Annotated in this window: 25 protein-coding genes; 16 read left to right on the forward strand and 9 right to left on the reverse strand. The window is 39.4% G+C overall.

Annotated elements, in window-relative coordinates:
- From G9371_RS10415 to madM, 7 genes are read left to right on the forward strand one after another with little or no spacing between them, the layout of a single operon-like run.
- Window positions 1–300, forward strand: a complete 300-nt coding sequence (locus G9371_RS10415; RefSeq protein WP_000448953.1) for a malonate decarboxylase subunit delta — start codon at window positions 1–3, stop codon at window positions 298–300.
- Window positions 293–1,144, forward strand: a complete 852-nt coding sequence (locus G9371_RS10420) for a biotin-independent malonate decarboxylase subunit beta (RefSeq protein WP_000129619.1) — start codon at window positions 293–295, stop codon at window positions 1,142–1,144. Before G9371_RS10415 ends, G9371_RS10420 begins: the two co-directional genes overlap by 8 nt.
- A complete protein-coding gene (gene mdcE, locus G9371_RS10425) occupies window positions 1,141–1,968 on the forward strand; it encodes a biotin-independent malonate decarboxylase subunit gamma (protein ID WP_001017582.1) in 828 nt (275 codons plus the stop codon). The genes G9371_RS10420 and mdcE overlap by 4 nt, the downstream gene beginning before the upstream one ends.
- On the forward strand, window positions 1,959–2,567 hold the full coding sequence (locus tag G9371_RS10430) for a malonate decarboxylase holo-ACP synthase (RefSeq protein WP_086221544.1): 609 nt from the start codon (window positions 1,959–1,961) through the stop codon (window positions 2,565–2,567). The genes mdcE and G9371_RS10430 overlap by 10 nt, the downstream gene beginning before the upstream one ends.
- A gap of 12 nt (window positions 2,568–2,579) precedes the next feature.
- A complete protein-coding gene (gene mdcH / locus G9371_RS10435; protein ID WP_029424429.1) occupies window positions 2,580–3,512 on the forward strand; it encodes a malonate decarboxylase subunit epsilon in 933 nt (310 codons plus the stop codon).
- 53 nt (window positions 3,513–3,565) lie between these two features.
- Entirely contained in the window at window positions 3,566–3,967 is a 402-nt protein-coding gene (gene madL / locus G9371_RS10440; protein WP_000587903.1) for a malonate transporter subunit MadL, read from the forward strand.
- 43 nt (window positions 3,968–4,010) lie between these two features.
- Window positions 4,011–4,772 carry a malonate transporter subunit MadM gene (madM, locus tag G9371_RS10445; protein WP_031945160.1) on the forward strand — a complete coding sequence of 254 codons (762 nt, stop codon included), beginning with the start codon at window positions 4,011–4,013 and terminating at the stop codon, window positions 4,770–4,772.
- A gap of 55 nt (window positions 4,773–4,827) precedes the next feature.
- Here madM and G9371_RS10450 read toward each other — a convergent pair whose 3' ends face one another.
- The 5 genes from G9371_RS10450 to G9371_RS10470 form a co-directional block, all read right to left on the reverse strand.
- A complete protein-coding gene (locus tag G9371_RS10450; protein ID WP_029424428.1) occupies window positions 4,828–5,745 on the reverse strand; it encodes a LysR family transcriptional regulator in 918 nt (305 codons plus the stop codon).
- A 97-nt stretch (window positions 5,746–5,842) separates the two neighbouring features.
- Window positions 5,843–7,261 carry a PLP-dependent aminotransferase family protein gene (locus G9371_RS10455; protein WP_029424427.1) on the reverse strand — a complete coding sequence of 473 codons (1,419 nt, stop codon included), beginning with the start codon at window positions 7,259–7,261 and terminating at the stop codon, window positions 5,843–5,845.
- A 98-nt stretch (window positions 7,262–7,359) separates the two neighbouring features.
- Window positions 7,360–7,494, reverse strand: a complete 135-nt coding sequence (locus G9371_RS10460; RefSeq protein WP_000749814.1) for a hypothetical protein — start codon at window positions 7,492–7,494, stop codon at window positions 7,360–7,362.
- Window positions 7,495–7,508: 14 nt separating this feature from the next.
- Complete coding sequence (gene cydB / locus G9371_RS10465; protein ID WP_005076463.1) at window positions 7,509–8,516, reverse strand: cytochrome d ubiquinol oxidase subunit II; 1,008 nt, start codon at window positions 8,514–8,516, stop codon at window positions 7,509–7,511.
- Complete coding sequence (locus G9371_RS10470) at window positions 8,509–9,954, reverse strand: cytochrome ubiquinol oxidase subunit I (protein ID WP_029424426.1); 1,446 nt, start codon at window positions 9,952–9,954, stop codon at window positions 8,509–8,511. Before G9371_RS10470 ends, cydB begins: the two co-directional genes overlap by 8 nt.
- 653 nt (window positions 9,955–10,607) lie before the next feature.
- On the opposite strand from G9371_RS10470, the gene G9371_RS10475 reads away from it, so the two are divergent.
- From G9371_RS10475 to G9371_RS10490, 4 genes are all read left to right on the forward strand, one after another.
- Entirely contained in the window at window positions 10,608–11,426 is an 819-nt protein-coding gene (locus G9371_RS10475; RefSeq protein WP_029424425.1) for a hypothetical protein, read from the forward strand.
- Between the two features lie 118 nt (window positions 11,427–11,544).
- On the forward strand, window positions 11,545–12,840 hold the full coding sequence (locus G9371_RS10480; protein WP_029424424.1) for an acyl-CoA dehydrogenase family protein: 1,296 nt from the start codon (window positions 11,545–11,547) through the stop codon (window positions 12,838–12,840).
- Between the two features lie 176 nt (window positions 12,841–13,016).
- Window positions 13,017–14,408, forward strand: coding sequence for an LLM class flavin-dependent oxidoreductase (locus tag G9371_RS10485; protein ID WP_029424423.1), 1,392 nt, complete (start codon window positions 13,017–13,019; stop codon window positions 14,406–14,408).
- A gap of 194 nt (window positions 14,409–14,602) precedes the next feature.
- Window positions 14,603–16,069, forward strand: a complete 1,467-nt coding sequence (locus G9371_RS10490; protein WP_029424422.1) for an MFS transporter — start codon at window positions 14,603–14,605, stop codon at window positions 16,067–16,069.
- A 61-nt stretch (window positions 16,070–16,130) separates the two neighbouring features.
- Here G9371_RS10490 and G9371_RS10495 read toward each other — a convergent pair whose 3' ends face one another.
- Window positions 16,131–17,315, reverse strand: coding sequence for a hypothetical protein (locus G9371_RS10495; RefSeq protein ID WP_000472481.1), 1,185 nt, complete (start codon window positions 17,313–17,315; stop codon window positions 16,131–16,133).
- A gap of 441 nt (window positions 17,316–17,756) precedes the next feature.
- Here G9371_RS10495 and tauA point away from each other — a divergent pair, with 441 nt between their 5' ends.
- The 4 genes from tauA to tauD are packed head-to-tail and all read left to right on the forward strand — an operon-like array spanning window position 17,757 to window position 21,357.
- Complete coding sequence (tauA, locus tag G9371_RS10500) at window positions 17,757–18,797, forward strand: taurine ABC transporter substrate-binding protein (protein WP_000651497.1); 1,041 nt, start codon at window positions 17,757–17,759, stop codon at window positions 18,795–18,797.
- 9 nt (window positions 18,798–18,806) lie between these two features.
- Entirely contained in the window at window positions 18,807–19,601 is a 795-nt protein-coding gene (locus tag G9371_RS10505) for a taurine ABC transporter ATP-binding protein (RefSeq protein ID WP_000114463.1), read from the forward strand.
- Entirely contained in the window at window positions 19,598–20,467 is an 870-nt protein-coding gene (tauC, locus tag G9371_RS10510) for a taurine ABC transporter permease TauC (protein WP_029424421.1), read from the forward strand. Before G9371_RS10505 ends, tauC begins: the two co-directional genes overlap by 4 nt.
- A gap of 8 nt (window positions 20,468–20,475) precedes the next feature.
- Window positions 20,476–21,357, forward strand: a complete 882-nt coding sequence (tauD, locus tag G9371_RS10515; RefSeq protein WP_029424420.1) for a taurine dioxygenase — start codon at window positions 20,476–20,478, stop codon at window positions 21,355–21,357.
- Window positions 21,358–21,423: 66 nt separating this feature from the next.
- Here tauD and G9371_RS10520 read toward each other — a convergent pair whose 3' ends face one another.
- On the reverse strand, window positions 21,424–22,158 hold the full coding sequence (locus tag G9371_RS10520; RefSeq protein ID WP_000694040.1) for an aspartate/glutamate racemase family protein: 735 nt from the start codon (window positions 22,156–22,158) through the stop codon (window positions 21,424–21,426).
- Window positions 22,155–23,624, reverse strand: a complete 1,470-nt coding sequence (locus tag G9371_RS10525) for an NCS1 family nucleobase:cation symporter-1 (RefSeq protein WP_029424419.1) — start codon at window positions 23,622–23,624, stop codon at window positions 22,155–22,157. Before G9371_RS10525 ends, G9371_RS10520 begins: the two co-directional genes overlap by 4 nt.
- Window positions 23,625–24,021: 397 nt before the next feature.
- On the opposite strand from G9371_RS10525, the gene G9371_RS10530 reads away from it, so the two are divergent.
- Entirely contained in the window at window positions 24,022–24,771 is a 750-nt protein-coding gene (locus tag G9371_RS10530; RefSeq protein ID WP_163103685.1) for a GntR family transcriptional regulator, read from the forward strand.
- A 39-nt stretch (window positions 24,772–24,810) separates the two neighbouring features.
- Here the strand turns inward: G9371_RS10530 and G9371_RS10535 are convergent, their stop codons facing one another.
- On the reverse strand, window positions 24,811–25,701 hold the full coding sequence (locus G9371_RS10535; protein ID WP_000375416.1) for a LysR family transcriptional regulator: 891 nt from the start codon (window positions 25,699–25,701) through the stop codon (window positions 24,811–24,813).
- Between the last annotated feature and the right edge of the window lie 119 nt (window positions 25,702–25,820).

Below are 25,820 nucleotides of genomic sequence, written 5' to 3' on the forward strand. Positions count from 1 at the left end.
ATGGAAACACTTCATTTTGAATTTGTGGCCACAGAGCCACCTGTAAAAAAAGCACTAGTAGGATGTGTAGGCTCTGGCGATTTAGAAATTTTGATGGAACCCGGTGAAAAGGGAAAGACCTCTATTCAGGTAGTGACTTCGGTAGATGGCAGTGCAGCACGTTGGCACAATCTTTTTGAACGGATTTTTACTGCTCAAATACCGCCAGCGGTCAATATTGATATTCATGACTTTGGTGCAACTCCCGGTGTCGTTCGCTTACGACTGGAACAAGCATTGGAGGAGATTGCTCATGACTGATATCGAGAGCTTGTTAAATAAACAAGATTTTATTGAGCTGAGTGCAAGAGAGCGTGCTAAAGCATTATTAGATGAAGGGACTTTTCGAGAGTTACTCGACCCATTTGCCCGTGTTATGTCGCCTTGGCTCGTTAAACAGAATATTGTGCCGCAAGCCGATGATGGCGTGGTGATTGCAAAAGGATCTATTCAAGAACGCCCAGTGGTTTTAATTTCTATTGAAGGCTTATTTCAAGGTGGCAGTTTAGGTGAGGTGGGCGGTGCCAAAATTGCGGGTGCCTTAGAACTTGCGGTTGAAGACAATCTGAAAGGCATTCCAACAGCTGCAATTTTATTGTTGGAAACAGGTGGCGTTCGCTTACAAGAAGCAAATCTGGGTTTGGCTGCAATTGCTGAAATTCAGGCTGCAATTGTGAACTTACGGCAGTATCAACCCGTAATTGCTGTGGTCGCAGGCAGTGTAGGGTGCTTCGGCGGTATGTCAATTGCAGCTGGACTATGTAGCTATATTGTAATGACACAAGAAGGACGTTTAGGTCTAAATGGCCCACAAGTGATAGAACAAGAAGCTGGTGTACAAGAATATAACGCTAAAGATCGTCCATTTATATGGAGTATTACGGGTGGTAATCAGCGCTTCACTAGTGGTTTGGCAGATGCTTATGTAGACGATGATCGCCAGAAAATTCGTCAGCAAGTCATCGCTTATTTAACTCAAGGCGTACCTCATCAGCATCGTAGTTCAAATTACTCATTCTATTTAGAAAAGCTACAACAAGTTGATACTGCTGAGCAGATTACCCCAGCACAAGTTCAAGCTTTGTATCAAGGAGAGCAAGCATGAATATCGCCGTTGATACATTAAAAGCATCTACTCGTGGTGCACATTGGTTTAAAGCACTTACGCAGGGTTTTAAGACAGTTGAAGGTTTTCCAGCTTCGATTTGGGTGGCTGATGGTCAGATTGATCAGCAAGTGGTGCGCGTGATTACCGTTGTGCAAGATACCAATAATCTGTTCCCACGGGCAAAACAAGGAGAAGTTGGATTATTAGAAGGCTGGAGTTTGGCAAAAGTAGTCGATGATGTGATCCAAGCCGATGCACAGGCTGAAACTAAACGCGCTATTTTATGTCTGGTTGATGTTCCAAGTCAGGCCTATGGGCGTCGTGAAGAATTATTAGGCATTCATCAAGCTTTAGCGGGTGCAGTAGATAGCTATGCTAGAGCCAGATTGGCAGGTCATCCAATTGTGAGTTTATTGGTTGGTAAGTCGATGTCTGGTGCTTTCTTGGCGCATGGATACCAAGCCAATCGTATTATTGCCTTAAAAGATTCAGGTGTTATGGTGCATGCAATGGGTAAGGAATCTGCTGCACGCGTTACCTTACGGTCGGTTGATGAGTTAGAGCAATTGGCCTCAAGCATTCCACCAATGGCTTATGACATTGAAAGTTATGCCACGCTTGGTTTGTTATCTGAACTGTTATCTGTTGAAAACCCTGAACAACCGACAAACGATGATCTTTTGTTAGCGAAACAGGCAATTGCTCAAGCGTTTAAAGAAATTAATGCTGAGCAATCGAGAGGACTGGAACAAAGACTGCATGGCCAAAACCGTCAAATGTCTAAAAAGGTCCGTGAATTATTGCGTGAGCAATGGTCATGAAACTTAAGCTCGAAGCCCATGATTTGTTGTGGGGTATGACGGTCGATTGCTTGGCCGATGATGCTCCACATTGGGTGAAAGAGGTATTACTACGTGGTGATCCTGTTGTAGTTCGACGGGAAATTACTCCTGAAGATCAGGTGGCCGTGGGTATAAGAGGACAATTTCGCTATCAACGATATGCAGCGCAAATGCCAAGATCTGTAATTAGCAGACAGCTTAAACCCGAAGCACTAGCTGAAGTAAATCCAAGTCACTTTAAACACTTGGCAGAACGTTTACAGAGCATTTCTAGCATTATGAAAAACTTTTCAGGATGTTGGGGATATACAGGAAGTTTCGGGTTTGAACTGGCAACGGGCATTAAAACAGTAACCCAGCAAAGTGACATAGATTTGTTGATTCGAGCTGAACAACCTTTTGCTAAAAAGCAGGCGATTGAGCTACTCGAAAATTTTCAGCAAGCAGGGCTGAATGTGGATATACAGCTTCAACTTCCACAAGGCGGTTTGGCATTAAAAGAATGGGCAAGGAATAGCAGAAAAGTTCTATTAAAACGTCCTGATGGTGCTGTCTTATTAGAAAACCCATGGAATTAGGGAATAGATATCATGGCTTCAATTTGGGTATATCCGGGACAAGGTGTGCAAAGAAGCAATATGTTGCACGATTTACCTCAAACCGCACTGGTTAAAGAATACCTTGAGCGTGCATCGGATGCACTCAAAGCAGATGTTTTGATGCTAGATAGTCCAGCTGCATTGCAGTCGACACGTGCAGTACAGCTTTGTTTACTGATTTCAGGTGTGGTGAGTTCAGCTTTATTAACAGCGGAAAACTTAACACCTGATTATGTAGCGGGTCTATCAATTGGCGCATGGTCGGCTGCGGTTGTAGCAGGAGTTTTAGCCCTTGAGGATGCCGTTCGTTTGGTTGCCTATCGAGGTGAACTCATGCAAAACGCCTATCCAACAGGCTATGGTATGACGGCCCTAATTGGTACAGACCGTGCAACTGTTGAAACATGGGTCAAACAGATTTATGAAATAACGCCAGAGGTGTTTGTCGCAAATATTAATGCACATAACCAGATCGTTATTTCAGGAAGCTTTGAAGCCATGAACCAAGTTGCTGTTTTGGCAAGGCAACAAGGCGTGGTGGCAAAAAAATTAGATGTATCGGTGCCATCGCACTGTGAATTATTAAGTCAGCAAGCAAAGCAACTTGCAACGTCTATGGAGGGAGTGACTTTAAAGCAGCCTAAAATACGTTATTTAAGTGGTACAACGGCTCGTACGCTTAGCAGGCCAGAACAGATTGGTGATGATTTGGCTTTTAATATGAGTCGAACCGTAGATTGGGAAAGTACCATCCAAGCTGCATGGGAGCGAGGTGTGAGATTGCAGATAGAAGCTTTACCGGGAACGGTGCTTACTACACTTGCACGTCGAATATTTAAAGAAGGAACTGTATTGTCATTTCAGGGAACACGTTTAGACAGCATTCAGTTAGCAATGCAAAATGAAAATAACGCTTCTTTGTAATTACAATACAAATTAAAAATTGAGTAATAACCCAAGGATATGAGGGATTTACAATGATTATTTATGGAACAGCAATATTAGCGATCTGCCATTTATTAGGTGACTATCTTGGTAACACCTTAGGCATGGTATTAGGCGTTAAAGCCAATGTCGGTGGAGTGGCTATTTCGATGATTCTGTTAATCTTATCTAAAGAATTATTGGCAAAAAAAGGTTACTTACCTCAAGTCACACAATTTGGCGTCTTGTATTGGTCAGGTATGTATATTCCGATCGTAGTTGCGATGTCAGCAGGTCAAAATGTCGTTGCCGCTTTATCAGGTGGTATGTTAGGGCTGATTGTCTCTATTGCATCGTTAATCGGTACGGTTTTAGTCATCCGTTATTTAAATAGAATTAGTGGCGACTATGAAACTTATGAATGGACGTTAGAAAGTAAGGAAAAAATAGCCTAAGCAAACATAAACTACAAAAGTTCAATCAAAAAGGATTTAAATGATGGACGCTATAATTGCTGTGTTATCAAAAAATGCATTAGTTACTGCTCTTGCCGTAACGGGTTTAATGATGTTCGTTTCCCATCTACTCTCAAAATATTTGACGAAGGGAAAATTACAAAGCTCTGCAATCGCGATTACTTTAGGTTTGGTTGTTGCTTACTTTGCAGGAGTTTATACTCAAGGAACCAAAGGTGTTTCAGACATCGCTATTTTTTCTGGTTTTGCGCTGTTGGGCGGAGCCATGATTCGTGATTTAGCGATTGCTTCAACTGCATTTGAAGTTGATGTGAAAGAAGTAAAGAAAGCAGGCAAAATTGGTCTCATTGCATTAATGCTTGGTTGCGTTGTGCCTTTTGTAATCGGAGTTCTGGTTGCATGGAGCATGGGCTATAGAGATCCCATTTCTATGACAACGATCGGTGCAGGCGCAATGACTTATATTGTTGGTCCAATTACAGGAACCGCAATTGGCGCAAGCTCTGATGTAATCGCACTTTCTATTGCGATTGGATTAATCAAGTCAGTTTTCTTTATGGTAGGGACGCCACTGCTTGCGAAATTTATGTATCTAAAAAGTCCACGCTCTGCCATGGTCTTTGGCGGTTTGGCAGGAACAACCAGTGGCACCGCAGCGGGCCTAGCTGGCACTGATGTTCGATTGGTACCTTATGGCGCTTTAGTTGCAACCTTTTATACAGGACTAGGGTGCTTACTTGGGCCTTCTGTATTTTTCTTAACGGTTAATGCAATTTTTGGATAAATTTTTTGAAAATCGCACAACGGCAACTCATTATTCTTTAATAAGTTGCCGATATTTATTTTTTAAAATTAGTGGCGAACATTCGACATTCAGCAATCAGAGCAAGTAAGTTTGGGTCGCGTTCTTTACTTTTTAAAAAGACCAGACCAATTTCTTGTTGCATGTGGTATTGCTGTTTTAGCGGAATAAGTTTTACCGAACTTTCATAAACCGCAGAAATACGACCAGGTAATAGTGCGAAACCTACACCTGAGCTAACCATACTAATTAAGGTAAAAATATCATTGACCTGCAAAGCAACTTTAGGTGAAAAACCGGCTTTATTAAAAATGATGTCGCTGTCGTTATGAGTTGCAAAACCCTTGGTTAAAGTTAAAAAAGTTTCTTCTTTTAAAAGGCTTAAATCAATATCTTTAAACTCAGCATATTTTGAATCTTTATTGACGGCCAAAAAAATGTCGTCTGAAAACATCGGCAAAATTTCAAAGTCATCATCTTGAGTGGTTTCATTTAAAGCTACAATGATTGCATCCAGCTCCGTGGCTTTCAGCTTTTTCACCAAATCCTGATTTGAACTCAGCAACAGTTGAATATCAAGCTCACTACGTCTGAGTTTGAGACCGCTAATCACATTTGGAATTGTATTTACCGTCAAAGAATAAAGAGATCCTAAATGTAAAACCTTGGCTGCAAAGCCAGCGGCTTCTCTGGTTTTATTTACGGTAATAAAAATGTCTTGTACGATTTTTTGCGCCCGTTCTTCAAATACATAAGCACTTTTTAAAGGAATGAGGTTACGGCCTTCATTTTTAAAAAGAGGACAACGTAAAGCGCTTTCTAAAGAGTGTAGTGCTTTATGAACACTGACATTACTCAGTTGCATTTCTGCCGCGGTTTTAGACAAGTTGCCACAGCGCATAAAGGCCAAAAAAATCTGTATTTTTTTAAGAGTCAGTTCTTCATCTATTTCCATATTAACATCCAGATATTCTTACCCTTAAAATCGCGCTTTAAGATGAAACTATCATAAATTAAATACTTTAAAATTGTGCTTAGGTCGAAGCATCACTTTACAGGCTTGCTTCGACCCTTTGTTGAATGGTTTTGATGACTTGATCTAAAGCAGCTTGAATTTTTTCGTTCCACTCAAAAGAACAATTGATTCTTAAATAATGCTGCTGTGCGGGTAAAACACTAAAGAGTGGGCTTGGCGCAACACCAATATCTTGTTGGATGAGTTCTTCATAAATTTGCATGCTATCGAGTTTATGAGGCAATTTAACCCATAGAAAATAACCGCTTGGGTAATAATAAATCTCGCAGGTAGCGGGCAGATGTTGATTCAAATAGTGGTAAAACTGCTTTTTATAACGTTCAAGTGAAAGTCTAAGTGTGCGTAAGTGTTTTTCATAATGATGATGAGACAAAAACTCAACCAATGCATTTTGAATGAGTGCATTGACTGAAATAGTACTCATGAGCTGTAAGTGTTGGATATGGTCCGAAAATTTACCCGCATAGACCCAACCTACCCGAAAACCTGCACCTAAAGTTTTAGAAAATGAAGAGCAGTGCAGTACCAGATTTTGTTGGTCAAAGTACTTCATCGAAAGTGGTTTTTGCCCGCCATAATAAAGCTCTTCATACACATCATCTTCAATTAAGTAAATTTGGTGTTCATGAAGTAGTTTGGCAATTTTATATTTAATCTCATCACTGACCGTAAACCCGATCGGGTTGTGGCTGTTTAACATGAGCCAACATACTTTAATTGGATATGTATGAATAACCTGCTCAAAAGCCTCTAGGTCAAAACCATGTTGTGGATGTTCGGGAATGGTAATGACCTTAAGCCCTAAACGTTCAGCAGCCTGCCAAGCACCGTAAAACACGGTTTGTTGCAATAGAATATAGTCACCCGGTTTGGCTACTGCTTGTAAAGAAAGATTGAGTGCATCTAATCCTCCGGATGTAATGACAATATCATCTGGATCGGTCTGTATGCCTTGCATACAGTAGCGCTGAGCAATTAGTTTTCTTAACGCTAAATTACCGGGAGGTAGGCTTGCTGTCTGGTCATAGCTTTGCCTTTGCCGTGCAAGTTGCCCCATAATTTGAATAAGTTTGGGGGCAGCTAAAAGTTGACTATCAGGGAAAGCTGAACCAAAAGGCACAACAGACTCATGTTGAATCGATTTAAGATATTTAAAAACTAAAGAATTAATTTCAATTTTAGAATTAAGTGAAACGACCGAATATTGTTCCAGTGGTTTTAGTGCAATTTGCTCGGCAACAAAATAGCCAGACTTTTCCTTTGAATAGATCAGACCTTGTGATTCAAGCTCCTGATAAGCATTCATCACAGTCATTAAACTAAAACCAGAACGTTGGACCTGATCTCTTAATGAAGGTAATTTCTCATGTGCATTTAAAGTGCCGCTTTCAATAAGTTGGCGAATGCTATGGGCGAGTTGTTCTGATTTATACATGTATGGGCTGCACGAAATAACAAAATAAAAGATGCACTGAACCAATAATAAATGCCGCTTGCAGAATCTACAAACGGCATTTGTTTATAAGGATGGGTTTACTTTAAGTAAGGGGCAGCATAAATCAATATCACTTTAAACAAACCCGCAATCACAGCTAAGGCTAAAAAACCACCAAGCCATAACAGAATAAACCATTGGGTTTGGCTGAGTTTAACTGATGACTTTTTCATAAAACCCTCCATACTTAATGATAACCTTCGTCACCTACACGCACTTTGTCACGGAATACCCAATAAGAGACAATGGTGTAAGCAATAATGATCGGGATTAAAATAAGTGCGCCGACCAAAGCAAACATCTGGCTAGAATGAGGCGCTGCCGCTTGCCAAATGGTGACTGATGGCGGAATAATATAGGGCCATAAACTAATCACAAAACCAGTAAATGCAAGGAAAACGAGGGCCAATGTATATGCAAATGGTTTAAGGTCATGATCCTGCTTTTTACATGCCGATAAAATCAGGCCAACAAACAATAAGACCAAAATAGGTACAGGACTAAAATAGAACAGATTTGGTAAAGAGAACCAGCGATCTGCAATTTCAGGATGAGTCAGAGGCGTATATAAACTTACGCCACCAAAAATAATGAGCAGTGCAATAATCAGTTTTGGCATAAGCTCATACATACGTTGCTGCAAACCTTTTTCGGTTTTTAAGATCAGCCATCCACATCCTAAAGTGGCATACATCGCAACTACGCCAATACCTGTAAAGATCGTAAACGGGGAAAGCCAATCAAAAGACCCACCAGCGAAAATACCATTTTCGGTTTTTATCCCTTGAATATAAGCACCTAAAATAATCCCTTGTAGGAAACTGGTTAAAACTGAACCCCAAATAAAGGCTAAGTCCCACAGATGCTTAGTACGGTGAGCTTTAAAACGGAATTCAAACGCAACACCGCGGAAAATCAGGGCAATGACCATGAAAATAATAGGTAGGTAGAGTGCTGATAAAACTGTCGAATAAACCAGCGGAAATGCTGCATATAGACCAGCACCACCGAGAACCATCCACGTTTCGTTACCATCCCAGACAGGAGCCACAGTATTCATCATGACGTCACGTTCTTGGCTGTTCTTAATGAAAGGGAACATAATTCCGATTCCTAAGTCAAAACCATCCATGACCACATAAATTAAAACACCTAAACCAATAATACCGACCCATATTAAAGAAAGATCAATCATGATGTTTCTCCCCAGATTTTTGATTATCGTCAATGTTTTCATCGACAGCACTGAGTGGACGCATTGGTGTTTTAAAGTGTCCAACGCCACCAGATTCAATAGTTGGTGTATCGATAAATACAGGGCCTTTATTAATGAGTTTTAAGGTGTAGTAAATACCGCTACCAAAAACGATGGTGTATACCACCACAAAAATAAAGAGACTCAGACCCACCTGATCTGCAGAAACTGTATGTGAAAGCCCATCTTTGGTTCGCATAATGCCGTATACAACCCACGGTTGACGGCCGACCTCAGTGGTAATCCAGCCAGCCAGCATTGCCACATAACCCGCAGGCCCCATCACTACAGCAAATTTATGAAACCATGATGTTTCATAGAGTTTTCCACGCTTACGTAACCAAAGCGCAATGAGTGATAGAGTGACCATGAGCACACCAAGCCCCACCATCACACGGAAGCTCCAGAAAATAATGGTCGAGTTTGGACGATCTTCGGGCGCGAACTCTTTTAAACCAGTCACTTGACCATCTAAACTGTGCGTTAAAATTAAACTGCCCAAATATGGAACGCCCACTTCAAAGTGGTTACGCTCTTCTTTCATATCTGGAATGGCAAATAACAGTAGTGGCATAGGCTCGTTATGATTGGTTTCCCAGTGACCTTCCATTGCAGCAAGTTTGGCAGGCTGATGCTCACGAGTATTTAAACCGTGGTTATCGCCAATCACCACTTGTAAACAAGAAGTCACAAGCACCATCCATAAACCCATCGAGAACGATTTTTTTACCAATTCATCACGACGGCCTTTCACCAAGTGCCATGCAGATGTTCCCACTACCAATAAAGATGAAACCAAGAAGGCAGCAGCACCCATATGTGCAAAGCGGTAAGGGAAGGACGGGTTGAAGACAATAGCTAACCAGTCTTTTGGCACAATAATGCCATTTTCGATGGCAAAACCTTGCGGTGTTTGCATCCAGCTATTGGACGATAAAATCCAGAACATCGAAATACATGTTCCGATGGCAACCATAAGCGTTGCAAAGAAATGGGCTCTAGGACCAACACGGCCCCAACCAAACAGCATGATTCCTAAGAAACCTGCTTCTAAGAAGAAGGCACTCAAGACTTCATAGGTAAGTAAAGGACCAGTAATGCTTCCTGCTACTCGTGAAAATTCACTCCAGTTGGTACCAAACTGATAGCTCATCACGACACCGGAAACAACTCCCATACCAAACGCAACGGCAAAGATCTTAATCCAGTATTTAAATAGATCTTTATAGATAGGGTTTTGCGTTCTTAACCATTTCCATTCTAAAACTGCCAAAAAACAGGCAAGTCCAATAGAGGTGGCCGGAAAAATAATATGGAAGGATACTGTAAAAGCAAATTGTATTCGTGCTAATTCTAAAGCGGTTAGACCGAGGCTCATAAACTTTCCCCCTGTGAACTAGCTGATGATGATTAAATGATTTAAATACTTAATTTCAGGCAAAAAAGTACTTTGGCAATTAGGCTTACTTCTGTGATAAATATTCTTAGCAAGTAAAGTGCCAACAGGGTAAAGCAACATAATTGCTTGATATTTCAAGAGAATAGAACGATTGATTGTTCTCAATCTGTTAACAAAGTTTAGGCTTGATGTTGCATTTGTAAAAATACATGTTGCATTGAAACATTGATGAAATATCTGGCGATATGCAATAGATCGTTTCATGAAAACTACCTACCTTAAGAAGTTTTCTTAATCATGCACTCACTGTATTTGTATATGTAGATACAGAAATTTTTTATAAAACTATAACAGTTAAACCGTGTTTTGATGGCGTGCTATAGTTTTTTTTCAATCATCTGTAGCTATATATCCAGTCCTCTAAAGTTCAAAATAAAAATGAACAGGATTTACCGCCAACCTAAATCAACTTTCAAGACATAATGTGAACGCTGTTTTAGATTTCATATAAGTACATGATAATGTTCTTCTTTTTTGTTCCATTGTTGTTTTGTGTAGGGTCTGGTTGTTGCGTGTTTCTTAAAGACCTAAGTGTAAGTGTAGCGCTTCTAAAATAGCTTGGATGTTAAAAAATGTTTATCACTTCTCAACTGAACATTATTCATAAAATTATTAAAAATCAGTCTATTTCCACCTTGGTAATAGATCAGTTGGAACAGACTTATGTGAACCTTGAAGCAACCTTACTTAGAGCGAAAGTACTTCGGGATTTTTCTAAAACTCAAACCGTGTATTTAATTCAGTCTCACATTGAGCCACAGCAAAGCAGTTTGGCTTATCTATTCTCGCCATTTATTTTTGCAAACTTAAATAAAGCAGCCATTTATACAACACCGGCGACTCCACCTGTGCTAAATATCCTTAATAAATACTATCAAGCTGACAAGAAGGTCGTATTTAAGGTAGACGAAGTTTTAGAAAGCCTAAAAATATATCTAGATTTAGAATTAATGGAGATGGGAGAAGCTGACTTTATTTATTTAAATTTAATTAAAGCATTATGTCGAAGTGATATCTCTACAGTTTTTTTAATTACCCATTTAGAGCTTGATTTAGAGGCTTTAAAGCAACTTGAACAGTTCTTAAAAATAAAAATTCATTGGGTAAAAGTCATAAAAGATGAGGGGCTAAAAGAGTTGGATCAGTTGGATATGCGTAAATTATTATTTAAAAATAAAGATGAAGCGTATGTACAGTTATGTGCTCTGTTTGCTCAAATGAATGCAGCACTAGTCTGCCTATGCGATATCTTTACTGCCAATCAAATGACACACTTAATTGATGACATGTTTTACTCAGAGCATATTTTCGAAAAACTTTCTGTCTATTCAGAATATATGCAAACCTTATTGCAAAGTCAGCATAGTCTTCACAAAAAACAAATTGCTTAGCAATGCCATGCTTTTGATTGGTGTTATATCAAGATTGAATACTGTTATAAAAAAATAATCGTTTTCATGTGAAATAAATATTTTATGGTAAAAGCAAAGCAATATTGGTTTTACTTACATGACAAATTTAAATTTTGAGCATCATCTCGGTTCACTAACGCATGCAGCACTAAGTCAGGCTTCAATCATTTCGCGGGTATGGGGTGAAGGACCTTCTGAACGGTATGATGAATTGGCAAGTAACTTCAGACCGACTTTTGCCCGTATTAAAGAAGGGGCTTTAATCCGTGAGCAGCAGCATATTTTGCCCTATGAACAACTTCAATGGCTTAAGGATATTGGTTTTACACGGTTAAGACTTCCAAAAACTCATGGGGGCTTTGATGCAACCATTCCTGAACTATTTGCATTGCTCATTGAACTTGCAGAGGCCGACTCAAACTTACCGCAAGCTTTGCGTGTGCATTTTGGTTTTACAGAAGATGTCTTGGTAAGTAAAGATAAGGCGTTTCAACAGCGTTGGCTTAACCGAATTGCCAATGGCGAAACAGTGGGTAGTGCATGGTCTGAAGGCGGGAAAGAGTCAATCGATCAGTTTGAAACTCACTTATATCGAGATAGTGACGGAAAAATTCGTGTTAAAGGCAAAAAATACTACACCACAGGGAGCCTATATGCAGACTGGGTGGATGTTGGTGTAACAGATTTAAAGGGTGAATCTGGCTCGGTCGTTGTTCGCCGTGAAGATGAAGGTGTCGAAATTGTTGATGACTGGAATGGCTTTGGTCAGCAGCTTACTGCAAGTGGTACGGCATATTTCCACGATGTATTGGTTGATGAAGCTGAAATTTTACCTGACGATGACCGTTTTAAATATTCGGCTGCTTACTATCAACTGGTCCAACTGGCAATCATTACAGGTCTAGGGCGTGCTGCAACCTATGATGTTTCTCAAACTGTTGCTAAACGTACCCGAAACTACACGCATGCGAATTCCCAGTTTGTAAAACAGGATCCGCAAATTTTACAAGTCGTAGGCCAAATTCGTGGCGCGGCTTATAGTGCAGGAGCGATTGTTGAAAAAGTGGCACAAAGCTTACAGCGTGCTTACTTGGCTGCATTTCAAAATAATGAGCAGCTTGAAGAAGAACAAAATGCACTTGCTGAGCTTGAAAGTGCGCAGTCTCAGACGGTCATTACCGATCTAATTTTAAATGCTTCCACGATTTTATTTGACGCTTTAAGTGCTTCTGCAACAGACAAAGATTTAGGTCTAGATCGATATTGGCGTAATGTACGAACTCTAGCTTCACATAACCCGAGAGTATTTAAAAATCGAATTGTAGGTGATTTTAGTGTGAACGGCACATTACCACCGTATCAATGGCGAATTGGTGAAGTTTCTAAACAATAAATTATAGTTTTAGATATTAAGCTGCTATTTTTAGCGGCTTAATGTTATTTATATTTTTTAAAATAAATTATAAAAAACTATTAGAATAAAATCATATTTTGTTTGGGGTATATATTATAAAGAAAATATAAAAATTGCTTTAGTATAAAATTAAATAAAATGCTGGTTGATATTTTATGACTAAGAAAATTAGTTTTAATGCTTTTGAAATGAATAGTATTGCCCACCAATCTCCTGGATTATGGCGGCATCCTCAAGATCGATCTGTTGAATATAAAGATTTAGAATATTGGACAGATTTAGCGCAAATTCTTGAGCGTGGTTTTTTTGACGGTATTTTTATTGCAGATGTGCTTGGTATTTATGACGTTTATCATCAAAGTGCTGAACATGCTTTAACAGGTGCAGTACAAGTTCCAGTCAATGATCCGCTACAGATTGTGCCAGCGATGGCAGCCGTCACAAAGCACTTGGGTTTTGGTGTCACGACCTCTATTTCCTTTGAACATCCGTATCCTTTTGCTAGGCGTATTAGCACGCTAGACCATTTAACCAAAGGGCGAGTGGGTTGGAATATCGTGACGTCTTATTTGGAAAGTGGTTCGAAAAACTTGGGCCTAAAAACTCAGGTTAATCATGACAATCGTTATGATATTGCTGATGAATACTTAGAAGTTCTTTACAAACTTTGGGAAGGGTCTTGGGAAGAAGGTTCGGTACTTCGTGACCGTGAAAGTGGTATCTTTGCTGACCATAAAAAAGTGCATCCAATTCAGCACGAGGGTAAATACTTTACTGTACCAGGCATCCATATTTGTGAACCATCACCACAGCGCACACCAGTACTCTACCAAGCAGGCGCGTCTTCACGCGGGCAGAAGTTTGCTAGCCAAAATGCCGAGTGCGTATTCATCGCAGCGCCGTCTAAAATTGCCACTAAAAAAGTGGTACAGGGTATTCGCCAAAAATTGGCTCAAGAAGGCCGCGATCCGTACTCAGTTAAAATTTATGCACTTTTGTCGATTGTCACTGATGAAACCGATGCAAAAGCACAGGCTAAGTTTAAAGAATATCAAAGCTATGGAAGCTACGATGGGGCTTTAACATTATTGTCAGGCTGGTCGGGTGTGGATTTTTCGCAATACCAGCCAACGGACAAAGTTGAATATATTCAAACCAACGCGATTCAATCTTTATTAGACTCTTATGTAAATGCAGATCCGGAACGAGTCTGGACCATTGAAGAAATTGCAAACTGGAACAGCTTAGGTGGTAATGGACCTGTACTTGTAGGTTCGGCAGAAACCGTTTCGGATGCTCTACAGCAATGGGTTGAAGATACCGATGTCGATGGCTTTAACTTAGCCTACATTTTGGCGCATCAAACCTTTGCCGATGTAGTTGAGTTTATTGTGCCAGAGTTGCAAAAACGTGGGGTATATCAAACCTCATATGCACAAGGAACTTTACGAGAAAAATTATTTGGTGCTGGGCCATATTTACCTGAAAATCACCGAGCTGCAAAATATCGTAATCTAAAAGAATTAAAACTTGCTGAGGCGAGTTAAATATTTTAGGAAGTCTTTAAATAAATAGCTGGTTAGATACCAGCTTTTATTTTGTCTTTTATATCGGTTTTACTGCTGAGTTAATAATGAAAAGATAATTCTATAATTTAGATTAAAACATCAGATTAATTTGTTTTTGTATTATGTGAATAATCATTATTTTGTTCCTGTTATTAAAATTCAGGAATTATTAAGTGAGCACACAAGAACTCGATCATAGCCATCGTTATGAAATTAAATCTCCCGATGATGTTTCACAATTAATTTCCAAATTTGCAGGGAAGGGTAAGTCGAATAAAGTTATTTGGTTGGCACTGATTGGGGTGTTTATTGATGCCTATGATTTAACAACGCTGTCCTTTGGTATTGAGCAAGTTATCTCAGAGTTTTCTTTAAGCCCTGTGATGACTGGGGTGGTGGCTTCAGCAATTGTCTGCGGAACCATTGTAGGTAACCTGATTGGTGGTTGGCTGACAGATAAAATCGGCCGTTATCGGGTCTTTATGGCGGACATGGTGCTGTTTGTCATTGCGGCAATTGTCGCAGGCTTTGCACCGAATGTATGGGTTTTGATTTTAGCCCGATTTATTATGGGAATTAGTGTTGGTATTGATTTGCCTGTGGCAATGTCATACTTATCTGAGTTTTCCAAATTTAACGGTAGTAGCAATAAGGCAGCGCGTTTAGCCGCATGGTGCCCAATGTGGTATGCCGCTTCTTCGGTGTGTTTTGGTCTGGTTTTGGCGCTTTATTTTCTTTTACCTCCTGAGCATAGCAATTGGTTATGGCGAGCATCTTTAATTTTCGGAGCAGTGCCAGCGTTACTCATTATTTTTATTCGCGGTAAATATTTAACTGAATCACCAATCTGGCTTGCAAACCAAGGCGATTTAAAGGGGGCAGCTCGAGTTCTACAAGAATCCTATGCAATTAATGCAGTCGCTACAGTTGAAAAAGTAGAAAGAACTGCTGAAAAGAAAAAGCGCGAGGGTTTTGCGGTTTTATTTAATAAAACCTATTTGCCAAGAACGATTGTGGCCATTGTGATTCACATTTCGGTGGCATTTCAGTACACGACCATTGCCTTCTTTTTACCTTCTATTTTAACGCGATTCTTTCATACAGATGTCTTGACGACCATTACTACAACACTCGGACTCAATTTGCTGTTTGCATTTACGGGCGGGCTGTTAGGTGTATTTGTTGCTAGCAGATTTAAATCTCGTCATGTGTTGCTTACAGGCTTTTTACTCCAGTTTATAGCCCTCATTGCGTTAGCATTAATTGGTGAACCCGATAATAGCCTTTTACTTTACACCGCAATTGGCATGCTGGGTTTGTGGCTTTTTGCCGAAGGTTTTGGGCCAGGGGCACAAATGATGGTTTATCCAACTATGGCTTATCCTGCTTCGATTCGTGGCGTTGGGGTCGGCTTTAACCGTGCAGTAACGGGCGTTGCTCAAGCAATTGCTTTGTTTGTTTTACCGATCTGGATGGCGGGGTATAAAACCGATGTTTACCTGATTATTTCTATCTTTGCGTTTATTCCTTTAATTGTGATTGGACTACTAATTAAGTTTGAGCCTACCGCCCAAGATGTCGATGTGATTGATGAAGATAAAACAGAACTTCCTCTCAATAATTCACCAGTAATTGACTAGAGTAAAAATAAATATCTAGATAAAAATAAAGGCCAACAGATGTTGGCCTTTGTTTTTGGAGTTAGAAGTAATAAGCAAAAATTACAAATGCTTTTTTATTCCATTTATCATTGCTTCCGCCAGCCGCAAGGCCTTCACTGTCTCCTAGATATGGATCGTGTTTACCCATCAGCAACTCGGCTTGTACCGTCAATTTTTGATAGTTAAAGGCAATGCCGGGAATAAAACGGGTGGAGTCTTTAAACCCGTCTTGTTCTTTTCGATAAGAACTATAGTTCAAGTATGGGCGAACAGAGGTAATGGGGCCAAATTGCTGAGGAAATAAATAGCTCAGTTCGGCTGAATAAATCTGACCTTTGGTTGCCGAGTTAAATGAATAATCGAAACCGCCCAAGGTCAGATGATCTTTATATTGGGTGTCGGCATTATCAATGTCTTGATAACCAGCCAAAAGCTGTAAATTCCATTGGTTGTAATTGGTATTGCTAAAAACCGAATAAACTTGGCGATCGCCATCTTGCCCTGAACGCTTATTTTCAATGGTGGAATACCATGCGGAGGCGCCAAGTTGAGTAGAGAAATTTTCTTGGCCTAAGATATTCTTAAAGGTATGAGCACCGCGAACAACAATTGAGTTCTTTTCTTTGGTATTGGTGCCTTGCGGTACAGAGTCATCTGCATTGACAGGGTTGATACTAAATCGACTCGAGTCTTTGCTTTTACCTCTATAGGTGCCACCATCGGTAGGATAAAAGGCGAGTTGTGCTTCATTGATTCCATCATTGAAATCATATTTTACCCCAAGGTTGTGTACATCTTCCCAACCAGCACTATTGGCAATGCCTAAATAATAAGTATTTCCCCAAAAGCGGCCCAAGCCAAAAGGAACTGGGTTTAAGCCAGCAATAATTTTACTGTTGTCATTAATTTTATAACCTAACCACGCATCGGTAAGCCAGTTGGCATCTCCTAAATGCCCGTAATATTCATAAACCCGATAATCTAGGCGGCCAATCCATTTAGGGGAGTTGTAATCTAGCCATAAGACCGCGTCATTAAAAGAAAATTTACTGGTAGTGGGATCAGAGTCAAAATCATAAATATATTTAGCCCGAACAGTACCACTTACTTTAAGTTCACCTTCTTCAGCATTGCCAAAGGTAAGGGCTGCATGACTTGAGAGGCTGAATGTAAGCAAAGACGTTGTAATTAATGTTTTTGTCAAAATTTGAGAATGCTTAAACAAAAGAATTTTTCTCCTCTTAAAAATAAAAAGTAAATTTGCGTCATGTATAAACCAGAAAAAGATTTGTCCAAATCTCAATATTTGCAGAAGTTTTAAGATAAAAAGATAATAAAATCTGACCGTTATAAAAAATCTCGAAAATTAATGAGATGCAAAACTCTGGGTATAGAGACAAAAATAAAAATGATGAAATATGAGTAGGATAAAATAATTAAAAGGGGGATGTCAGGGCCTTCTAATCATATGATTTGGGAATATCGTTTTTAATTATTGATATATAAGTAATTTAATTTTACCGCTAATCTGTAAGTTTGCTTGAAATTTGCTTTTTACCAAAAGATAAAAACTTATGAAGAAAAGTTATTTATAAAAACCAGATAAGCAACTCATATTTTTTTATTTTTCATTATAAGGCCAGCTGCATACTATGAGCTTATATTATTGAAAGATCATGAAATTATGAGCACGAAGACCAAACCGTTGATCATCACGGCAATTGTAGTAGTCGCAATTGTTGCATTTATCGTATGGCAAAATAAAAAAGACAATAATACAAGTGCTTCAGTTCGTGACAATAAACCTGTCGTGATTGCTTATCAAACTGGGGTTGACCCAAGCAAAGTTGCACAGGCGAATGGAGACTATGAAAAACATAGTCAACGTACTATTCAATGGAAAAAATTTGATGCGGGTTCAGATGTTGTCAATGCACTTGCTTCAGGTGATGTCGTACTTGGTAATATTGGTTCAAGCCCACTTGCTGCCGCGGCAAGCCGTAATTTACCGATTGAGGTATTCTTAATTACTTCAAAACTTGGTGCATCTGAAGCACTCGTGGTGAGTAATAAATCAGGCATTAAAACTCCTCAAGATTTAATTGGCAAAACCATTGCTGTACCGTTTGTTTCGACAACCCATTACAGCCTTTTGTCTGCACTTAAACATTGGAACATCCCAGAAGACAAAGTAAAAATTATTAACTTGCGTCCACCTGAAATTTCAGCTGCTTGGGAACGTGGTGATATTGATGCTGCCTATGTTTGGGAACCTGCTTTAAGTAAAGCCAAAGCATCTGGTACGGTTTTAACCGACTCAAAACAAGTCGGTGAATGGGGTGCTCCAACTTATGACTTATGGGTTGTACGTAAAGACTTTGCAGAGAAAAATCCTGACTTTTTGAAAGCTTTTGTCCAAACCACACTTGAGCAACTCGAAAAATATAACCAAGACCCAGCCGCTTATGTTAAAGATGCTGATAACGTGCAAAAAATTGCGCAGCTCACAGGTTCTGATGCAAAAGATATCCCGCTTTTATTAAGTGGAAATATTTACCTTGACCACGCTCAGCAAAAACAAACATTAGATGGTGAATTTGCGCAAAATATTTTTGATACAGCGAAATTCTTAAAAGGTCAGGGCAAAGTCGATCAACTTAAAGCCGATTATAAAGGCAATGTGAATTCTTCATTTTTGCAGCCTTAAGGAGTTGTCATGAGTGTACTTGAAGCCAAACATATTCATCTGACTTTTCCTAAACAGCAAAAGCCAGTTTTACAAGACATTAACCTAACCATTGAAGAAGGTTCTTTAACCGTGATTTTAGGTGAGTCGGGTTGTGGCAAAACAACTTTGCTTAATATCTTGGCAGGGTTTCAAAAGCCGAGTTCTGGTGATGTGCTTGTAAATCATGAAGTCGTAACTGGACCAGATGTAACTCGTGCTGTTGTATTTCAAGATCACGCCTTACTTCCTTGGCTAAATGTTGCAGATAATGTTGGCTTCGCTTTGCAGTTAAAAGGTTTAAAGCGTGCAGAGATCGAAGCACAAGTAAACGCAATTTTAAAAATTGTGGGTTTAAGTCACGTTGAAAAAGCCAATATCTGGGAACTTTCCGGTGGTATGAAACAACGTGTTGGTATTGCCAGAGCTTTGATCAGTCACGCGCCGTTTATTTTATTAGATGAACCTTTTGCCGCATTAGATGCTTTTACGCGTGAAAACATGCAGCAGTTAGTGCTCGATTTATGGATTCAACAAAATAAAAGCTTCTTTTTGATTACTCATGACATTGAAGAAGCATTATTACTCAGCAATCAGCTGGTACTAATGACAGCGCATCCAGGCAAGATTGTAGAAACTCTACACCTCGATTTTGCCCAACGGTACCGTCAGGGTGAGTCTATTCGCTCAATTAAATCGGATTCTCAATTTATTCAGCTCAGAGAACAGCTATTTGAAAGTTTAAGGGCACAAAAACAAAGCGGTAAGGAGGCGTTACCTACATGAACACTAAAGATAACGTCTATGAATATGACAAAGCAGAGCTTAAACCTGAGTTAAATGTGCAAACAGAAAATGCTTCATTTCTATCGTTATTTTTTGAGAAGCATCATACTTTGGCGGTCAGCATAATCAGTGTGGGAAGTGTAGTTGCACTCTGGTTCCTCATTACTGCTTTGCATGTTGTACCTGAACTGTTTTTACCGAGTCCACAGGCAGTCTGGCAAAAATTTATATCGGTCAGCCAAGAAGGCTTTATGAAAGCAACTTTGTGGCAACATTTGGCAGCCAGCATTTCTCGTGTATTTTTAGCTTTGATTGCTGCCGTGGTGATTGGTGTTCCGCTGGGTTTGTGGATGGGGCTGAACAAATGGGTTCGTGCTGTTCTAGATCCTTTGGTTGAATTATTACGTCCAATTCCACCGTTAGCTTATTTGCCGTTACTTGTTATTTGGTTCGGTATTGGCGAAACCACAAAAGTACTTTTGATTTTCTTCTCGATTTTGGCGCCTGTCATTATTAGTAGTGCGCATGGTGTGTTAAGCCATCAGGTAAATCGTGAACGTGCGGCATTGTCATTAGGGGCAAGTCAGTCACAAGTCTTTTGGCATGTCATTTTACCAACGGCTCTGCCTCATATTATTACCGGTATTCGTATTGGTCTTGGGGTGGGCTGGTCAACATTAGTTGCAGCAGAGTTGGTTGCAGCTGACCGTGGTATTGGTTTTATGGTGCAATCGGCAGCACAGTTCTTAATTACCGATACGGTGATTCTGGGCATTATTGTGATTGCGATTGTCGCAGTTAGTTTTGAGCTGTTTTTACGTTGGTTACAAAAACAGTTTTCTCCTTGGTATGGTCAGCAGTTGTAGTAAAGAAGATGAATACAGTAGTAGCAAACTTAAATATAGAAGTGATCAAGCCTACCATTGGCGCAATTATTCACGATATTGATTTGAATGCGTTAAATGAACAGACAACGCAACAAATCCAGCAGGCATTGCTTGATCATCAGGTCATTTTTTTTCGAAAGCAACAATTAGCACCACAAGCACAAGCAGACTTGGCACGTAGTTTTGGCACCTTACATGTGCACCCGATTTATCCTTCAATTGAAGATGTACCAGAAGTGATGGTGCTCGACAGTTGGAAACAAGATTTGCGTGACAATGAACTTTGGCACACAGATGTGACTTTTAGTAAAACTCCACCTTTAGGTTGTGTGTTGCAAGCTATTAAAATTCCACCTGTAGGCGGCGATACATTATGGTCGAGTAATACAGCAGCTTTTAAAGGGCTTCCGCTTGAGTTGCAGCAAAAATTGCGTGGCTTAACTGCAACGCATGATATTCGTAAGTCTTTTCCGCTTGAGCGTTTTGCCCATAACGAAGAAGAACGTGAAAAGCTTTTGCAAACCTTTAAGCGTAACCCACCAGTGGTTCATCCAGTGGTGCGTACTCATCCGGTTACAGGTGAGCCTTTGTTGTTCGTAAGTGAGGGTTTTACCACACACATTAATGAGTTACCCGAACAAGAAAGTGAGCAATTACTTAATTTCTTGTTTGAACATGCGACCCAAGAGCAATTTCATTTACGCTGGAAATGGCAAGACGGTGACGTCGCGATTTGCGATAACCGTTGCACACAACATAAAGCATTATTTGATTATGGCGATGCTCATCGCATCATGCACCGTGCAACTATTAACGGTGATGTGCCATTTTATAAAAATGAACAACAGCCAGAGTTAGCCGAAGTTTAATTCTTTGGTTTTCAGCCGTTTCAATTCCAACGCAGCGTTTTGAGTTGGAATTGAAACAATAACTCTTTAGCGCATTTCAAATCCTGACAATATACCTGTGTAGTTCTTTACAGGAGGTGAGGCCCAATCACCAACTTTGCTGGTTTTTAAATTTAACTGGACTAACATTTCAGCTTGTTTAACGGCTGCAGCAACGCCGTCAATAACAATCACGCCCAACTCGTTTTGTAGCTTTAGACATAAATCACTCATACCTGCACAGCCCAAAACAATTGCATCGCTTTTATCTTCTACTAGTGCTTTCTTGCATTCATCTCGTACGGTCCGATAGGCATTTGAGTCAGGAAGCTCCAACTCTTCAACTGCAATATCACAAGCTCGAATTTTTTTGCAAAATGGCGTAGCCCCATAGCGATGAGCCAAATGCCAACTCATATTCACTGTACGTTGTAAGGTTGTGACTACACTAAACCCAGTACTAACATAACTTGCAGTTCTCATAGCTGCTTCTGCAATCCCAATCACAGGCGCTGAAGTGATTTCACGGGCGGCATAAAGCGCAGGATCACCAAAACAGGCAATAACATAAGCATCTACACCTAGAAGTTCACCTTGGCGAATTTCCTCTAGCACACCTACGGCACTTAGGGCTTCATCATAATAACTTTCAATTGTTGCAGGGCCCATTTGAGGACTCACGGCAATAATTTGAGTATCAGAATTTGCGACTATCTTTGCTGATGCAGCAATTTTGTCAGTCATGCTTTGGGTGGTATTAGGATTAATAATTTTAATTTTCATTGTATTTTTACCTTAGTCATTGCCGATTTAGCATGGGCAAGCGGTTGGTTAAGAAATCGGTAAATGACAAAACCGAATCCCATCCCAATAAACCATGTGAAATTAGCCAGCCCAGACAGTTGTGGTAAAAGTACGCAGAGAATAGGAATTAATGAAGCTGGAATTAAGGCATAAAAAGCAGAGTGGTTATAACCATTTTTGTACCAATACAAACCTTGAGTATCTAAAGTATATAAATCATCTACCACAATTTTTTGTTTTTTAACAAGATAAAAATCTGCTAGCAGTACACCAAAAAGTGGACCGATAAATGCACCTAAAATATCAATGGTGTAATGGATCACTTGAGGGTTATTAAACAAATTCCATGGGGTAATGAAAATTGAACCTACTGCTGCAATCATTCCACCCATACGCCAGCTAATTTTGCTCGGTGAAACGTTGGAAAAATCGAAGGCAGGTGAAACAAAGTTAGCGACAATATTAATCCCAATGGTGGCAATCATTAAGGTTAAACTGCCTAGAATCACCACAAAGGTGTTATCCAGTTTTCCAACCATCTCGACAGGGTCTGTAATAAGTTTTCCATATACTGGAAGCGTTGCCGCAATACACACCACAGTAAGTAAAGAAAAGCCTAAGAAGTTAATTGGTAAGCCAAGAAAGTTGCCCATTTTAATCGCGTTAAAGCTTTTGCCATAACGAGAGAAGTCGCCAAAATTCAGCATCGGCCCTGAGAAATATGAGACAACGAGCGCAACAGCACCAATCATGACTGGTACAACTGCAAAACCGTCGTATTGAACCCCACTTAAATTTAAATCAATATTCTGCCAGCCAGCTTTCCAGATCAGCCAGACTGCCATGGCAAACATTACAACGTAGACAGCCGGACCTGCCCAGTCAATGAACTTACGAATACTGTCCATGCCAGACCAGAAAACAATCGCTTGCAGTAACCAAAGCAGCATGAAGCCAACCCATCCTAAATAGGAAAGCCCAAGAAAGCCGTAAGTTGAAACATCAGCATAGGCTGACCAGTCTGAAAAGAACTTTAAAATGACCAATAAAAAAGCACTGGAGGCTAAATAAGTTTGTATGCCATACCATGCGACAGCAATAAGACCACGGATAACGGCAGGGATATTTGCACCAAGCACACCGAAAGTGGCACGACAAATCACAGGATAGGGCGTGCCTGTTTGTTGGCTAGACTTGGCAATGAGATTTGTAAAAAACTGAACTATGGCAATGCCGATGAGTAAAGATAGAAGTACCTGCCAGCTATTGAGCCCGAGTGCAAAAAGGCTTCCAGCCATGACATAACCGCCGACGCTATGAACATCCGACATCCAGAAGGCAAAAATATTATAAGCGCCCCAAGTTTGCTTTTTTAAAGGAGCTAAGTCTTGATTTGTTAGTTTTGCATCATAAGAAGGTTTAATTATCGCTTCGGTATTATTCATCTTGAACACTCACTTCCCTATGTTGGGCGGGCACGTTCTTCAGCAGCTTGAAATACTGACTAAAAGAATGAAATTAAAATTGTGCACAATGTGATATTTGGATTGTGCACAATTTATTGAGCAAAAGTTATGCCAAACTTGAGATGTAGTATTGATGAGTGATTTCGCTTGATACAATTTGGAATATGAAGAGAGAGATTTATAAACGGAGACGTGCTTAATTTTTTATAAAAAGCAAATAAATTTAGGTATATAAGTGGGTATTTATAGATTTAATATTGAATTATTCAGCTCAGCATAGATAGTGTGAAAATGAGAGAAATATTTCCAAACGCTTAAGTTAAACTTACACTATTCAAAATAGATGAAGTTCTAAAAAGAGGAGACATTAATAAAAATGGAGAAATCAATGTCATCGAATGCACCAAAAAAAACCGTAGAAATGAGCAATGATGAGATTGATGACCATATATATAACGCTATTGTAGATGCTATTTTAAATCGACAACTCGCTCCGGGCGCACGTTTAGTTGAAGCACCTTTATGTGAAGCATTTGGTGTAACGCGAGGAGTGTTAAGACGTGTTTTCGTTAAACTTGCACATGATAAGGTTATTGAAATTCAGCCCAATCGTGGGGCACTCATCGCAAAACATAGTGCAAATGAAACAAAAGAAGTCTTTGAAGCACGCAGCATGCTTGAAATCGCCACTGTAAAAAAACTAGCACAAAAGTCTCATCACCTAGATTTTAGTGAGCTTCGGACTTTAGTAGAACAAGAGTCGGATGAGCGTTTAGCTGGAAATTGGGCCGAGTGGATTAAGCTATCAGGTCAATTTCATTTAAAGCTGATTGAAGCTAATCAAAATTCGATCATGTCCAGTTATTTGCAGGCGCTTATTGCAAGGACTTCGTTATTAATTGGCTTATATGAAATTCCAAAACATAATAATTGTTCGGCAGATGAACACCGTGCAATTTTAGATGCCATTGAACAAGGGGATGAAAAACGAGCAACTCAATTGATGGAAGAACATTTAGAACACTACGCAACCACATTTATTGAAGAAAACAGTACAGTATCTGCCGAGCAAAATTTATTAAATTTATTTAAAAATAAGAGAATTGAAACACCTCAAACTAATTAAAAATCATGGGCCCACTCTTATGGAAAAGGCCCAGATTGGTTATTTTATAGGAATGATTTGATGTGTTAAAAAATCAATAAATAGTTTTACTTTCTTCGATAAAATCTTACGATTTGGCCATGTGACATATAAGTGAAGCGGCTGACTGGTGTAGTCTTCCAAACATTTCTGTAACTTACCTTCTTTGTAATAAGGTTCTGCAATAAACTCTGGAAGAAAAACAATACCGTGATCTTTCAAACACATATCCAATAATAGTTCACCATTATTACACGTCATCACAGGGAAACAATTAAAAGAGACTTCTTTCTGATCTTTTTGAAAAATCAATTTTTTATGTCGGCTATCTTGATAGTAAATTAGAAACTTATGTTCTTTAAGTTCTTCTAAAGAAGTAGGTAATCCATGTTGATTGAAATATTCAGGTGTTGCATATAAATAACGTTGATAGGTATTTAAAATTTTACTATTTGCCAAACTTGGCGCAGATCCATCTAAGCGTATGGTCAGATCAAATTTGTGTTGATTCACATCTAATAGCTGATCTGTCATAAACAAATCAATTTTAATACTGGGATATTTCTCAATAAAGTCTGAAATGATATGTTGAAGGAAAATGTTGCTAAAAGACATGGGCGTATTGAGCTTGAGTTCGCCTTCAGGATATTGCTGGTTATAGCTAATCTCGTAAGTTGCCCATTCAAATTCACTCAATATAACCTTGCAATGTTGGTAAAATTTTTCCCCACAACTGGTCAGATTCATTTGTCTGGTTGTTCGATTTAATAGCGTTGTTTTTAAATCATTTTCGAGATAGCAAACACGTTTGGCTACCAAATCACGAGAAATATCGAGTGCTCTAGCTGCGCTACTAAAATTCCCATGTTCTACGACACTTACAAAAGTGGAAATACAGTCTAATCGATCCATGGATAACTAAAAATTAAAAAATATATATCCATGATTAAACTATAAAAATTAAAAAGCAATCATTGATTTGATTGTATCCATACAGGATACAGATTCGAGCTGTTTTGCTGTCTATGTTT

The sequence above is a fragment of the Acinetobacter sp. EKM10A genome (assembly GCF_011075215.1).
GTDB lineage: Bacteria > Pseudomonadota > Gammaproteobacteria > Pseudomonadales > Moraxellaceae > Acinetobacter > Acinetobacter baumannii.

What these genes read in the sequence shown, in the direction of transcription:
- G9371_RS10415 (WP_000448953.1), top strand. Translation starts at nt 1, where the DNA reads ATGGAAACACTTCATTTTGAATTTGTGGCCACAGAGCCACCTGTAAAA.
- G9371_RS10420 (WP_000129619.1), top strand. Translation starts at nt 293, where the DNA reads ATGACTGATATCGAGAGCTTGTTAAATAAACAAGATTTTATTGAGCTG.
- mdcE (WP_001017582.1), top strand. Translation starts at nt 1,141, where the DNA reads ATGAATATCGCCGTTGATACATTAAAAGCATCTACTCGTGGTGCACAT.
- G9371_RS10430 (WP_086221544.1), top strand. Translation starts at nt 1,959, where the DNA reads ATGGTCATGAAACTTAAGCTCGAAGCCCATGATTTGTTGTGGGGTATG.
- mdcH (WP_029424429.1), top strand. Translation starts at nt 2,580, where the DNA reads ATGGCTTCAATTTGGGTATATCCGGGACAAGGTGTGCAAAGAAGCAAT.
- madL (WP_000587903.1), top strand. Translation starts at nt 3,566, where the DNA reads ATGATTATTTATGGAACAGCAATATTAGCGATCTGCCATTTATTAGGT.
- madM (WP_031945160.1), top strand. Translation starts at nt 4,011, where the DNA reads ATGGACGCTATAATTGCTGTGTTATCAAAAAATGCATTAGTTACTGCT.
- G9371_RS10450 (WP_029424428.1), bottom strand. Translation starts at nt 5,745, where the DNA reads ATGGAAATAGATGAAGAACTGACTCTTAAAAAAATACAGATTTTTTTG.
- G9371_RS10455 (WP_029424427.1), bottom strand. Translation starts at nt 7,261, where the DNA reads ATGTATAAATCAGAACAACTCGCCCATAGCATTCGCCAACTTATTGAA.
- G9371_RS10460 (WP_000749814.1), bottom strand. Translation starts at nt 7,494, where the DNA reads ATGAAAAAGTCATCAGTTAAACTCAGCCAAACCCAATGGTTTATTCTG.
- cydB (WP_005076463.1), bottom strand. Translation starts at nt 8,516, where the DNA reads ATGATTGATCTTTCTTTAATATGGGTCGGTATTATTGGTTTAGGTGTT.
- G9371_RS10470 (WP_029424426.1), bottom strand. Translation starts at nt 9,954, where the DNA reads ATGAGCCTCGGTCTAACCGCTTTAGAATTAGCACGAATACAATTTGCT.
- G9371_RS10475 (WP_029424425.1), top strand. Translation starts at nt 10,608, where the DNA reads ATGTTTATCACTTCTCAACTGAACATTATTCATAAAATTATTAAAAAT.
- G9371_RS10480 (WP_029424424.1), top strand. Translation starts at nt 11,545, where the DNA reads ATGACAAATTTAAATTTTGAGCATCATCTCGGTTCACTAACGCATGCA.
- G9371_RS10485 (WP_029424423.1), top strand. Translation starts at nt 13,017, where the DNA reads ATGACTAAGAAAATTAGTTTTAATGCTTTTGAAATGAATAGTATTGCC.
- G9371_RS10505 (WP_000114463.1), top strand. Translation starts at nt 18,807, where the DNA reads ATGAGTGTACTTGAAGCCAAACATATTCATCTGACTTTTCCTAAACAG.
- tauC (WP_029424421.1), top strand. Translation starts at nt 19,598, where the DNA reads ATGAACACTAAAGATAACGTCTATGAATATGACAAAGCAGAGCTTAAA.
- tauD (WP_029424420.1), top strand. Translation starts at nt 20,476, where the DNA reads ATGAATACAGTAGTAGCAAACTTAAATATAGAAGTGATCAAGCCTACC.
- G9371_RS10520 (WP_000694040.1), bottom strand. Translation starts at nt 22,158, where the DNA reads ATGAAAATTAAAATTATTAATCCTAATACCACCCAAAGCATGACTGAC.
- G9371_RS10525 (WP_029424419.1), bottom strand. Translation starts at nt 23,624, where the DNA reads ATGAATAATACCGAAGCGATAATTAAACCTTCTTATGATGCAAAACTA.
- G9371_RS10530 (WP_163103685.1), top strand. Translation starts at nt 24,022, where the DNA reads ATGGAGAAATCAATGTCATCGAATGCACCAAAAAAAACCGTAGAAATG.
- G9371_RS10535 (WP_000375416.1), bottom strand. Translation starts at nt 25,701, where the DNA reads ATGGATCGATTAGACTGTATTTCCACTTTTGTAAGTGTCGTAGAACAT.